General features: G+C 45.8%; 13 protein-coding genes. 5 read left to right on the forward strand and 8 right to left on the reverse strand.

From position 1 onward, the window contains the following. Positions 1 to 95: 95 nt before the first annotated feature. The 3 genes from C7B77_RS12925 to C7B77_RS12935 form a co-directional block, all read right to left on the reverse strand. Positions 96 to 2603 carry a U32 family peptidase gene (locus C7B77_RS12925; protein ID WP_106305161.1) on the reverse strand — a complete coding sequence of 836 codons (2508 nt, stop codon included), beginning with the start codon at positions 2601 to 2603 and terminating at the stop codon, positions 96 to 98. A gap of 112 nt (positions 2604 to 2715) precedes the next feature. Beyond that, positions 2716 to 3198 carry a hypothetical protein gene (locus C7B77_RS12930; protein WP_106305164.1) on the reverse strand — a complete coding sequence of 161 codons (483 nt, stop codon included), beginning with the start codon at positions 3196 to 3198 and terminating at the stop codon, positions 2716 to 2718. A gap of 49 nt (positions 3199 to 3247) precedes the next feature. After that, on the reverse strand, positions 3248 to 3511 hold the full coding sequence (locus tag C7B77_RS12935; protein WP_106305167.1) for a hypothetical protein: 264 nt from the start codon (positions 3509 to 3511) through the stop codon (positions 3248 to 3250). A 173-nt stretch (positions 3512 to 3684) separates the two neighbouring features. Between C7B77_RS12935 and C7B77_RS12940 the strand changes: the two genes are divergently transcribed. Beyond that, complete coding sequence (locus C7B77_RS12940) at positions 3685 to 3870, forward strand: hypothetical protein (RefSeq protein WP_106305170.1); 186 nt, start codon at positions 3685 to 3687, stop codon at positions 3868 to 3870. Next, positions 3851 to 4198, forward strand: a complete 348-nt coding sequence (locus C7B77_RS12945; RefSeq protein ID WP_106305173.1) for a type II toxin-antitoxin system PemK/MazF family toxin — start codon at positions 3851 to 3853, stop codon at positions 4196 to 4198. The genes C7B77_RS12940 and C7B77_RS12945 overlap by 20 nt, the downstream gene beginning before the upstream one ends. Positions 4199 to 4212: 14 nt before the next feature. Here C7B77_RS12945 and C7B77_RS12950 read toward each other — a convergent pair whose 3' ends face one another. Then, the gene (locus C7B77_RS12950; RefSeq protein ID WP_106305176.1) at positions 4213 to 4590 is read right to left on the reverse strand and encodes a hypothetical protein; all 378 of its coding nucleotides are present in this window, start codon (positions 4588 to 4590) and stop codon (positions 4213 to 4215) included. Positions 4591 to 4695: 105 nt separating this feature from the next. After that, positions 4696 to 5994 (reverse strand): voltage-gated chloride channel family protein, encoded by a 1299-nt coding sequence (locus C7B77_RS12955; RefSeq protein WP_106305179.1) that lies wholly within the window; start codon positions 5992 to 5994, stop codon positions 4696 to 4698. A gap of 297 nt (positions 5995 to 6291) precedes the next feature. Here C7B77_RS12955 and C7B77_RS12960 point away from each other — a divergent pair, with 297 nt between their 5' ends. Continuing rightward, positions 6292 to 7695 (forward strand): MlaD family protein, encoded by a 1404-nt coding sequence (locus tag C7B77_RS12960; protein WP_106305181.1) that lies wholly within the window; start codon positions 6292 to 6294, stop codon positions 7693 to 7695. Positions 7696 to 8035: 340 nt separating this feature from the next. On the opposite strand, the gene C7B77_RS12965 is transcribed toward C7B77_RS12960, so the two are convergent. Then, entirely contained in the window at positions 8036 to 8851 is an 816-nt protein-coding gene (locus C7B77_RS12965; RefSeq protein WP_106305184.1) for a Tab2/Atab2 family RNA-binding protein, read from the reverse strand. A 22-nt stretch (positions 8852 to 8873) separates the two neighbouring features. After that, entirely contained in the window at positions 8874 to 9020 is a 147-nt protein-coding gene (locus C7B77_RS29975) for a hypothetical protein (protein ID WP_181243849.1), read from the reverse strand. 226 nt (positions 9021 to 9246) lie between these two features. On the opposite strand from C7B77_RS29975, the gene C7B77_RS12970 reads away from it, so the two are divergent. After that, a complete protein-coding gene (locus C7B77_RS12970; RefSeq protein WP_181243850.1) occupies positions 9247 to 9909 on the forward strand; it encodes a DUF4189 domain-containing protein in 663 nt (220 codons plus the stop codon). Positions 9910 to 10173: 264 nt separating this feature from the next. Further along, the gene (menB, locus tag C7B77_RS12975; RefSeq protein ID WP_106305193.1) at positions 10174 to 11007 is read left to right on the forward strand and encodes a 1,4-dihydroxy-2-naphthoyl-CoA synthase; all 834 of its coding nucleotides are present in this window, start codon (positions 10174 to 10176) and stop codon (positions 11005 to 11007) included. A 22-nt stretch (positions 11008 to 11029) separates the two neighbouring features. Here the strand turns inward: menB and C7B77_RS12980 are convergent, their stop codons facing one another. Continuing rightward, complete coding sequence (locus C7B77_RS12980) at positions 11030 to 11554, reverse strand: hypothetical protein (protein WP_106305190.1); 525 nt, start codon at positions 11552 to 11554, stop codon at positions 11030 to 11032. Positions 11555 to 11908: the final 354 nt, after the last annotated feature.

Raw genomic sequence — 11908 nt, forward strand, 5'->3', positions numbered from 1 at the left:
CTTCCTGTGGTGCTGGCGATCGATCGCTAATGCAATCTCTTCTAGGATACAAGGGGTAATTCATGAATTACCCCTACTTTTTTATCGATAAATATCTACACGCCCAGAGATCCGCGCGTTACGCCGAGTTGACTGCTTAGTTGCAGGTTTTTCCACAGCTCGGTACCGCTAATTTGACCGCCTAATAATTGTTGATAATAACCGATTGTTTCACTGACAGTTGCAGACGATTCATTGACAAACTCCAACCGGAAATTGTAGACGCCTAATTCTACCAAGCGGTGGATATATTCCGCCCCCGTTTGAGCCACACCGTTGAATACCGTATTCCGACAACCTGCGTCGGCTTGGAGGATATGCTCCGTCCCGACTCGATCGCGTAATTTGACTTGATGCTCGTCGCAAGGACGACCGCAATTGGTATAATCGGTACCCTCAGATAAAAAGGTGCAGAAAACGCAGTGCTCCATGTGGAACATCGGCATGTGTTGGTGAATCGTCACCTCAAACCAATCGCGCGGACAACTGCGGATCAGAGCGGTTAATTGGTCGATATTCAGGTCGTAGGAGGCCGTGAGACGATCGAAAGTGTAGTTTTGATAAAAATAGTCAGCCGTCAGCGGATTGGCCACATTCAGGGCAAAATCGCCCACACACCGCTCGGTTTTAAAAAACTCCAGATGGTCGTAGTTTCTGATTAAATAACCATCAGCATCGCTCGATCGCACTTGTTCTAATATCCAATTTTCCCCTGGTTTAGTAATTCGCGGCGGTGCGACAAATATTTGGGGCGGATTGCTTTTAAATTTGGCAGCGCGAACTAATTGGACGGCTTCGCGATATTTGCGCGGATCTTCGAGTTCGCAATAAATAGTAGCAATTCCCGATTCGATCGCGGCGGGAATTTGGTCTAATTTACGAACTAGAATAATTAGTTGCGGTGGATTGAGTACGGCTCGATCGACTTGGGGTAATAAGTCTGTTAATTTATTAGTCGGCGAGAGTTGCCAAGATTTCGGTTGACTGCGGACGTCGGTTAATTTAGTTACTAATTCGCGGCGGATTTGATTGAGCGCGCTGACGGGTAACATCAGATCGCCAACCAGATGATTGGTTAGATTTCCCAACCGGAATGGGGTATTACCCAGGCGTCCTAATTGAGAGCTGAGTTTATCCGTCGTCAGCGGTTGGTTTTGGGCGGCAACTAACGATATTTCCGATTCTACCTGCACCACATGACCCATTTCGTCGCGAGCGATCGCAATTAATTTTTGGTTAACTTCGCCATGAATTTCTAAATCGATCGGGCGTTGAAATTTAGGCACATCGCCAGCATAAGTTTGACGGACTTGTTTATCCAATTCTGGATCGCTAGTTTTCCAGACTTTATCGCCGATATATACCTGTCGAAAATTCACCGCACCGCGTCCGAAACTCAGCATCACTTCCGACTGACGCTCGTTTTTAAATACCTCATAAACGCGTCCGCCTTCCTCGCGATCTTCGGGATGTCCGCAATCGAAGACAATCCCGTCACCAGCTTTAATCGGCGCGATTGGATCGATCGTAATTGCTTCGCGATCGGGATAAACTCTAATCACCTCGCCCAAATATACACCCCGCTTTTTACCAAACCGAGCGTGTACCAAAGCTTGATTATTAATCCCTTCAAACCAACCCGTATATAACCCCCGCGAAAAAGCCATTTCCAAGTTATATAAGTCTCGATCGGGTTCGGCAGAAATCCCCAAATCTTCGACGATACGATCTAAAGCCGATCGATAAACTTTCGTCACGCTTGCCACATATTCAGGCGTCTTCAGTCGCCCTTCAATTTTGAGACAACTAACCCCACTTTTAATAATTTCTGGCAATACATTCAATCCCGCCAAATCTTGAGGACTGAGTAGATACTTTTTATCGCCCAAATGATAAGATTCACCATCGACAATCAGATCGTAAGGCATCCGACAAGCTTGAGCGCATTCGCCCCGATTTGCCGATCGACCGCCTAAAGATTCACTCGTCAAACATTGCCCCGAATACGCGACACATAACGCCCCATGCACGAATACTTCCAGGGGAATAGAGATCTCGCGATCGCCTAATTGTGCCTGAATTTTATCGATTTCCTTCAGCGAACATTCCCGCGCCAAAACGACTAAATTACACCCCAATTCATGAGCAAATTCTACCCCCGCCGCACTCGTCACCGTCATCTGAGTTGAAGCATGAATCGGGAAATCTGGCGATAAATGTCGGATTAATTTACACAGTCCGATGTCTTGCACGATCGCCGCATCTACTCCCGCTAAAATAATGCTACGGAGATACTGCTCCGCTGCTGGCAACTCCTGCGGAAACACCAACGTATTCATCGTGACATAGCCCTTCACCCCGCGCTGGTGCAACCACTTCATCAATTCGGGCAAATCGCCCTCAGTAAAATTCTCCGCCCGCATTCTGGCGTTAAACCGCTCCAACCCAAAATAAATGGCATCCGCACCATTTTCGATCGCGGCTTTGGCACATTCCCAATTTCCCGCAGGCGCGAGTAGTAGCGGGCGATGGGTACGGGTAACAGTGGGAGTGGGTGTCGGCATTTTTAGGGAATAAATCTATGCCCTCGTATTCTAGCTCGACTTTTCGATCGATCGAACCTGTCAAGTCAACTATCGCAACCCCCATCACCACCACCGAAATCACCACAGTTAGCTATTCTAATCCTTCTTGTCCGTCCATCAAAGCATTCAGTGTCTTACGCGCTTTTACTTGTGCTTGTAGAGCAGAGTTTCCAGGATTTTCGCGAACTCGATTCTCATCATCAGGAAGCTTCACGTTTCCCGCATTTAGGATAAGCAATTCTCTAATTAGTGGATTGTCATATTTTGCCTCATGAATCGCCCAAGCTGCATCATATCTTACCCATGCTTCTGGATCGTTTAGCTTATTTGTAAGACCTTCTTTAAGCCCCTGGACATCAAATGTTTGCGCTCGGCGACATGCATTTATAGCAATGCGTCTGACGTGCATATTCTCATGCTCGAAAAGCTCCTGAACTAGGCGAGAAATAACATTGTGTAGATCTGGAAGCTCGGCAAATGCTACTGAAAGGCGAATTTCTTCAATCGGCATGACTGGGAAGCTATTGCCAAGCTCGATAGATTTTGCAACTAATCGATCGAATTGAGAATGCATTGTTGAATAGTGAGTTGTAACTTTTAGATCGACTAATTTGAAACCATATTTACTTTATCCGTCCACGAAATCGACGAACGTGGCGGGAGCCAACGCGAACGAGCCAAATTTGAGCATCTGGGTGACGAGATTCAAGGCGATTGCAAGCAACTATTTCACTCGGATCGATCTCGAAGGCTCGGGTTTCGATATCAATCGCGACAATTTTACCGCGATTGCCTTCTTCAACTTGAGAACGCACCTGCGATTCATAGATCTCATCGCCACGGCGGGCAAATTCTTCCTTGCTATAGCGGGGTTGTCGTACTGTCATCAGATCGACCTTATCGAACTTTACATTTTTATTTTAGCTCGATCGACACTATCATTCGGCGATCGGGTTCGCGATCGTGAGTGCTGACAATTTTGCCAGCTTAGTCATAGTTGTCATACTGCATTCAAATTGGGATAATATAACCCACAACATAACATTCAATAAAACTGCGAATGGATGCTCTGACAGAAAAATTGGATATCAAATTACTACAGTGGAAGCCAGAAGTAGCCGATCGAGTGCGGCAAAGTATCTTGGAAATTATCGAACTGGCCGATCGAGATGTCCTAGATATTTTACCTTCACGAGCTGTCGAACAAGATGTACTAGAATCGATCGATGAACCCACAACCCGGTGAAGTTTGGCTGGCGGATCTTGGTTTGGCAGCAAAGACTCGCCCTGTCATTATCGTCTCTCGCTACGATCCAGACCCGCCCAGAGTTTTAGTTATCTATGTCCCGCTGACAACTCAGTATCGGGAGAGTTTATATGAAGTTGTTCTACCAAAACTCCGGTTTCTCGATCGAGACTCGATTGCCAACGTTCAAGGTATCGGTTCGATTCCAACGGTAAGATTAGAAAGAATGCTAGGCAAAGTACCCGATCGGACAATGCTTAAAATTAAGCAAGCTATAGTGTTTGCATTAGATTTGAACCTAGAAATCCAAGAAGAAACAGAAAATTAGCTGCAAGGCGATTTCTATGTCCCTAACCAAATTTCTTCGTTCTCACTAGCTACTTGACGTGCTTCGGCAATAGCGACTTGGTATTCGCCCCAGTTGGGATCGTCTTGGTATTTTCCAGCAATCGCCAGCCAGGGATTTTTTACTGATGCCAATGGCAAGTCTAAGTAGGCGATTTCACCATCGGCTAGCTGTGCTTTGACTTGTCGATTGCGCTGGGCGCAGGCTTCGCCAACGAGTTTCGATAGAGCATCTTCGCGACTATTGCCTTCAACTGAAAAGCCTTCCCAGGCTAATAATTTGGCAATCCAGAGCCGATCTGCGCGTTGTGTGACTAAGACAGGTGTGGGGGATGAAGTTCTATCGGTGGAAATAGAGGATGGGGCGACTGTCATGGCAGGTCATCAATGTTGGGATTACTCGTTGGCGAAGCCTCTCTGATAAGAGAATCGTAGCTCAATATTGCCAGACGAGTTTAAACCTTCATTAGTCAATACCAATTACTGACTATTTTCATCTGTACTCCGATCGATCTCAATCCCTGCAATACTTTTTCCTTCATGATGTTTGAGCGCAGCATACTTACTCAAACCCACCCGTTGAGCGCGATAAATTCCGGCATGTCCCGAACATAAATAACTGCAAATACAAGCGATCGCGGCATAAATGCCCACATTAGCACCAAATAAGTCGATCGCCATTAATGTCGAGGCTAATGGTGTATTGGCGGCTCCTGCAAAGACGCCGACAAATCCCATTCCAGCGAGTAAGGGTGCGGGTAAGTTCGTCAGTGGTGCGAGTGCGTTGCCCAAGGTTGCACCGATATAGAATAGGGGCGTGACTTCTCCGCCTTTAAATCCCGAACCCAAACTGAGGGCAGTAAAACCAATTTTGGCAGCAAAATCCCAGGGTGGGAGTTGAGTATTAAATGCACTAACGATCGTCGGAATTCCTAAGCCAATATATTTAGTCGTACCGAGAATCTGAATCGCGATCGCGATGATAATACCACCGATAAAGGGACGTAAAGGCGGATAGCTAATTTTGGCTTTGAAGTAAGCACTAATTCGATGGGTGAGCGTCGCAAATACCATCGCGGTGAGTCCAAAGATTGTACCAGCGATAATGGTGGAAATCAGCCCCCAGATGGTCAATTCGGGGACGTTCGGGATTTGATAAACTGTATGTTGCCTTCCCCATGCTAGCGTGACTCGATCGCCGATAATAGCCGCGATCGCACATGGAAATAAGCCGTCGTAGCGAAAGTGCCCAAACGCGAGTACTTCTAACCCAAATACCATGCCAGCCAAAGGTGTTCCAAAAACGGAAGCCACGCCACCGCTAATGCCTGCCATCAGTATAATTCGGCGATCTGCACCGTGGAGGCGAAATACTTGCATCGAGCTATCCGCCAGTGACGCACCCATTTGTACCGCCGTGCCTTCTCGCCCTACCGATGCCCCAAGCAGATGCGCGATCGTCGTGCCTAATAATACCAAAGGTGCCATCCGCAACGGAACTATCGATCGCGGATCGTGAATTTCTTCGAGCAACAGGTTATTTCCGGCTTCGACACTGCTACCCAAATAATGATAAATCAGCCCGCTCGACAATCCGCCCAAGGGCAGTAAAAACAAGATCCAACGATGGGATTCCCGCCATTGAGTCGCCCAATCTAAGGCCGCTAGGAGGGCTGCTGAGGATGTTCCTGTGAGTATGCCAATTGTACAACCGATCGCCAGCCATTTGAGCAGATACGGGACGGCTTGAACTGGTTCGAGTCGCAGCCACTTATTCATGTATTTTGCCGATATGGAAACCGCTCTGGCGAATGAGATAATTCTATGGATGAGTCTAGCTTGCCTGAGTAATCGATCGAAATCCCAAGTATAAACGATCGCTAGTTAGTGTCGATCGGGAATAATTAACAGTACAACGCGGTAACATAGAGATCGATTCTGCTTGTGACGAACATTATTACAATAGTAGGATTACCATAGCGAGCATTGGTCTCAAACTTAAATTGCTAATAGTAGAAAAAACACGCGATCGAAATCTTATCTAGATCGCATTCAGTTGAGGAGCGATAACTTAAAATGCAATCACGCGCAGTCCGAGAAGGTTCAGTTGGATTGATGCTCATAGCTGGATTGGGAGTCTTTGGTGCTATTTTCTTATGGCTGAGAGGCTTAACACCTGGGAGTCAGACTTATAACATTATCGCGCAATTCGATCGGGCACCAGGAATGCAGCCTGGAGCCGTAGTCAGATTTCGCGGCATTCGGGTGGGGAAAGTGAGTAAAATCGAACCTGGGGTAAATGGGGTTGACGTAGTAATGCAAATGGACAACCCAGATCTGCTCGTACCGAAAGATGTGGCGGTGGAAGTCAGTCAAACTGGCTTGATTGGCGAACCAGTTGTCGAAATCACCCCTCGCAATCGGGTAGCAATTAATGCGGCTAATATTGCCAAAGCACTAGATAGTAAATGCGATCGCAATCTGATTCTTTGTAATAATTCTAAAGTCAATGGTCAAATCGGCGCGAGTTTTAATGAATTGATCCAAAAGGCTACGAAATTAGTCGATATCTATAATAATCCCGAAGTAGTCAGAAACCTCAATAATACTCTCATCAAAACCGGGAACGCCGCCGAAGACTTCTCTCGATTGAGTAAAAATCTCAGTAAAGTTAGTAATGATTTTTCGAGTTTACCTAAATCTGTCGAAAGTGGATTGAAGAACTTGTCCGCGAAGGCTGATACTTTGACTGTATCGATCGATCGGACGACTACTAAATTTGGCCAAACTGCCGACAAGTTTAATGTCACTGCTGGTGAATTGACTGCAACTGCTGCTGAATATAAAAAATTAGCCACATCTGTTAATAGTTTAGTTGCTGAAAATCGCAAAACTTTCGCAACGACTCTTAATAACTTCGACACACTGAGTGTAGATTTACGCAAAACAGTTAACGCTGTCAATCCATCGATCGTCAAGCTCAATAGTGCGGTAGCAAAAATAAATACAGATAAGTTAGCTAGAGATCTAGAAGGTGTCTTGAGTAACGCCAATCAAACATCGCTCAACCTCAAAAATATTACAGCTAATCTCAACGATCCGAAGACAATAGTAACACTACAGCAAACATTAGATTCGGCTCGATCGACATTTCAAAATACTCAAAAAATCACGGCAGATCTCGACGAGCTGACTGGCTCACCAGAATTTAGATCCAATCTTCGCAATTTAGTCAATGGCTTGGGTAAATTAGTTTCTTCTACCGAACAATTAGAACAACAGGCTAAATTAGCGCAAACGATCGAACCATTAGGTAAATCGCTCGATCTACTGAGCAGTTTACCCGCGTCAAGTTCTGCAAATGTTACTACCGAACCAAATCTCGATCGATCGAATTCTCAACCGAAAAGCACTACCAAGCAACCATTACTCTATCCACAAGAGCCATTTAAAATCGATAGTCGTTGGCGCAATCCTTAAAAAGAGTTAATTAGTTGATAGTTGATAGTTGATAGTTGATAGCAAAGTTATTAAGGCGGAGATTTAAACTCAGTGTTCATAACAACCCGTCTAAATGCGGGGGCTTTAAACCATTCCTATTCGGTAAAAGGTAAAGGGTAAAGGGGTTTCGATTGCAGGTAAGGATTGATGTTTAAGTAGACTATTTTCCCAAATATAGTAGGAGAGATTCCATAACTTTAGGGAAATTGCCAAACACCTCAAAATTGATTCTAGAGGCAATTTATGAACCGACAAGACAAATCATCTGCAAAACCGACGGTTTGTATTATCAATTATCAATTATCAATTATCAATTAATTTAACTACCTTGCAATAACCAAATCCCACTATAAGTTATCCCCGAATCGTCAGGAGTAACTAATAGAAAATGTAAGCCATGTACGAGTCGTTTTCGTGCTTCGTAAAGTCTGGCGGCTTGACTGACTTCTGCATCATTAAATGTCACCATTACCCAGCGATCGGCTAAACCGACATCCAAAACTAATCCACCCGGATCGTCACCCAAATAATTGAGGCTCACAGGCTCTGTATCGGCAATCCACCGCGCCAATCGCATCGATTGTCTGCCTCCATAGATGATGACGCCAGGGATGGCTACATTGGCTCCTAGCCCCCAATGCGGTGGTAATAAATAGTCTGGCATCGAGACGATCGGAATCGGTCGATCGGCAAAATCTGCTACCAATTGTCCGGCGGTAAGCGTCACAAATTGCCACTTTTCTCCCATTAAATAATCGGGAATCGGTTGTGGTGGTGGTGACTCGATCGCGAGTGGTTGATAATTAGGGTTGCGATAATCTTGGGCTTGTTGTTGCAATAATTTTTTTAACGCGATCGTGCGGCGAGTTGCGACAACTTCAATTCCTAATTTTTGAGCGGCAGTTTGAATCAATCCCAAACTTTGCGGGCGAAAAACTTGAATCGTTCCGGGTAATTTATCTGTTAATGCTAACTTTATTTGCTGGGCAATCCACTCAGCATTTACCTGTTTCTGCGGACAAATAGCCGTATGAAACCACCCGCCATCCGCAGCGCAGATGACTAATTCCCATAGGGTTTCACCGCGATCGTTTTGTTGGGGACGACTGGAGATATCTGCTTGCCACAGCATAATTGTAATAATTTATAGTTAACGGCTATTCTGCCACTAATAAAAATGTTATGCGATCTCCCGCAATAAAGATACGATCGCCCTTGGTTGTGTATTGTCGATCGATCGATTCAAAGGCTCGATCGACACTATCGATCTCGATCGCAGCAATACGATCGACTTGTTGTAGCATAATACCTCTGCTGGAAGGTATAATCTCGATCGTGGAGCGTATTGTAGGTAATCGGAAATCGTCTTAGCCTGTTATCGAAGCTCAAAAGCCGCAGTCAGCAAGATGTGCCGCTCTTGAAATTTATCCGGATTACAGACTTAATCTGGGAATATTAGTAAAGGGTTGTATCAGTCTGGGACTTCGTAGAAATATTTATACTGACATACTCATATATGGGATGAATTATATGCTCGGAAAAATTGTATTATTGGGTAGTGCGGTAGCGGCTTCATTGTTGCTTGCTAGTTCGGCACAGGCTGAGGGAAGATGTCCAGATGGCTACTACCCGACAGGTGGCGGCACTGCTGGTTGGTTAGGTTGTGCGCCGATGTCACCTATTCCCCGAGGCGACAACTCTAATTCAGAACCCGACGATCGCCCCAGGATATCAACGATGTATGCCAACAGTTATATTGCAGTTGCATGGCACCCTGAAGCGAGTGATGTGTGGGCGACATGGAATCATTGGACTAGAGAAAAATCTCAGCAAGCGGCGTTGACTGCCTGTACGCAAGTGATGGGATCGGGCTGTACGATCGCGGTGAGTGGCTGGAATGGGTCGGTGGCGATCGCCAGGGATAAACGTAATCTACTCTGGTATGGCTGGGGAAACAAGCCAGACAATGCTCGCACGAATTTGCTAACAGTCTGTAAGGACAAGAACGAAGACTGTAAAATCGCGCATGTATTTACTGCCGAACCGTTGCGTCATCCTGCTAATTTTACGCCAATGCAGAAAAAAATTCTAGAAACCAATCCAGCCTTTAACGTCTCTAAAAATTATTTTCCCGATCGATCGGTTCCGCGCATCAAACCCGTCGCTACCGCCAAACCAGATAAACCGAAGTGATAATATTTTCTGGTACAACAACTCAACAGAAGCACAGATTGAAAAGATGGCTGCCAATCATTGCCGCGCTCGGGGTGTGACTTGCCAGAAAATTGGCATTTTTGATGCCCGCAAACCTGGCACGATCGTCTACAGTATCGGTAATCGAGCAGACCCAAAGCGATGATTCGATCGATTTATCAAAACAATCCGACCTTAAAGCCGCCTATTTAACTTGCTCGATCGACGGTAAACTAAACATTGTTTAGCAGCTCTACAACCAGCATGGAAATTACCTGGCGATCGGTCAAAACCTACACTGATATTCTCTATCATAAAGCCGATGGTATTGCAAAAGTGACCATCAATCGTCCCGAAAAGCGCAATGCATTTCGACCGCAAACGGTATTTGAGATGTACGATGCTTTTTGCGATGCGCGAGAAGATACCAGCATTGGCGTGGTATTACTCACAGGTGCGGGGCCGCATACCGATGGTAAATATGCTTTTTGTTCTGGCGGCGATCAGTCGGTGCGCGGACATGGCGGTTATCAAGGCGCAGACGGGGTTCCGCGCTTGAATGTGCTAGATCTCCAACGCTTGATTCGATCGATGCCCAAGCCCGTAATTGCCCTAGTAGCGGGTTATGCGATCGGGGGCGGTCACGTTCTACATTTAATTTGCGATCTGACGATTGCTGCCGATAATGCGATCTTCGGCCAAACGGGGCCGAAAGTCGGGAGTTTCGATGGTGGTTTTGGCGCGAGTTATTTGGCACGGATTGTCGGCCAAAAGAAGGCGCGCGAAATCTGGTATCTCTGCCGTCAATACGACGCACAGGCAGCTTTGGATATGGGTTTGGTCAATACCGTGGTACCGATCGACAGGCTCGAAGCTGAAGGGATAGAATGGGCGCAGGAGATCTTAGCCAAAAGCCCGATCGCGATTCGCTGTCTCAAAGCTGCGCTTAATGCGGACTGCGATGGACAAGCTGGCTTACAGGAATTGGCTGGTAATGCAACGTTACTCTACTATATGACGGAGGAAGGTGCCGAGGGCAAGCAAGCCTTTCTAGAAAAGCGTCAGCCTAATTTTCGTCAATATCCTTGGTTGCCGTAGAAATTAAAAGCTCTACAGCTAATTATTTAGCTGGAATTTGTTCTCCCGATCGCATTCTTTGCAGCCTTAACTCTTGCTCGGCGACTTGCTTTTTAAGTAGTTCTAATTGGGTTTGAGTTGCTTGTCTTTGCGATTCTAATAACTGAGTTTCCGATTTCAATTTAGCCATCCGCGCATTGTGATCGTCGGTACGACCGGGTTGGTAGGTAATCCCTAAGTATAAGGTGATATTCCGACCGTCATAAGTATTGAGCGCGCCGCCAAAGTTTAGGCCGAAGTCATTCTCAGTATTGATTGGATTTTGAATTACGGGACTGAGGGGAATATTGGGATAAATAATACTTTGGCTGTTATTTCCGTTATTACTTCCGGTTGTTTGGCTATTATTATTTTGAGGATTTGTTTGTACGACGGTATTGCCACCTGAGTTATCACCGATCGTCGAAGTTTGATTGGCAGGACTACTTGTCTGTGCGTGAGAGCCACTAGCACTGACAACTAATCCTGAAACAACTAATACCGCAGTAGATAAATATTTTTTTAGCATAATATGTCCTGTAACAATTGAGAAATCGCCAACACCCAATCTTAACTCACTGTCAAATCTCAGGGCAATCGCATAACAACTGAGTATGTTACTAATTACAGCTTGCAAGTGTCAGTACTTTTACATACTGTTTTCTCGACTTAACACAAAAACCAGGATCGAGACAATTCATGAATTGCTTCGATCCTGGCTATTGGAGATGTAGACTATTTACCACCAGGAACGATCGCTCGGCTAGCTCTAGTACTAGACGGCGCAAGTTAGGTTACTATTTCAGACTCCCTGTCTTGTCTTGACGCACACAAACGGGAGGGAACCTCCCGTTCGATGCGTCGCTGTCTCGCTAAACCGTCG

The organism is Chamaesiphon polymorphus CCALA 037 (assembly GCF_003003845.1).
Lineage (GTDB): Bacteria > Cyanobacteriota > Cyanobacteriia > Cyanobacteriales > Chamaesiphonaceae > Chamaesiphon > Chamaesiphon polymorphus.

Excerpts from the sequence above, each read along its gene's own strand:
- C7B77_RS12925 (WP_106305161.1), bottom strand. The coding sequence starts at position 2,603 with ATGCCGACACCCACTCCCACTGTTACCCGTACCCATCGCCCGCTACTA.
- C7B77_RS12930 (WP_106305164.1), bottom strand. The coding sequence starts at position 3,198 with ATGCATTCTCAATTCGATCGATTAGTTGCAAAATCTATCGAGCTTGGC.
- C7B77_RS12935 (WP_106305167.1), bottom strand. The coding sequence starts at position 3,511 with ATGACAGTACGACAACCCCGCTATAGCAAGGAAGAATTTGCCCGCCGT.
- C7B77_RS12940 (WP_106305170.1), top strand. The coding sequence starts at position 3,685 with ATGGATGCTCTGACAGAAAAATTGGATATCAAATTACTACAGTGGAAG.
- C7B77_RS12945 (WP_106305173.1), top strand. The coding sequence starts at position 3,851 with ATGAACCCACAACCCGGTGAAGTTTGGCTGGCGGATCTTGGTTTGGCA.
- C7B77_RS12950 (WP_106305176.1), bottom strand. The coding sequence starts at position 4,590 with ATGACAGTCGCCCCATCCTCTATTTCCACCGATAGAACTTCATCCCCC.
- C7B77_RS12955 (WP_106305179.1), bottom strand. The coding sequence starts at position 5,994 with ATGAATAAGTGGCTGCGACTCGAACCAGTTCAAGCCGTCCCGTATCTG.
- C7B77_RS12960 (WP_106305181.1), top strand. The coding sequence starts at position 6,292 with ATGCAATCACGCGCAGTCCGAGAAGGTTCAGTTGGATTGATGCTCATA.
- C7B77_RS29975 (WP_181243849.1), bottom strand. The coding sequence starts at position 9,020 with ATGCTACAACAAGTCGATCGTATTGCTGCGATCGAGATCGATAGTGTC.
- C7B77_RS12970 (WP_181243850.1), top strand. The coding sequence starts at position 9,247 with ATGCTCGGAAAAATTGTATTATTGGGTAGTGCGGTAGCGGCTTCATTG.
- menB (WP_106305193.1), top strand. The coding sequence starts at position 10,174 with ATGGAAATTACCTGGCGATCGGTCAAAACCTACACTGATATTCTCTAT.
- C7B77_RS12980 (WP_106305190.1), bottom strand. The coding sequence starts at position 11,554 with ATGCTAAAAAAATATTTATCTACTGCGGTATTAGTTGTTTCAGGATTA.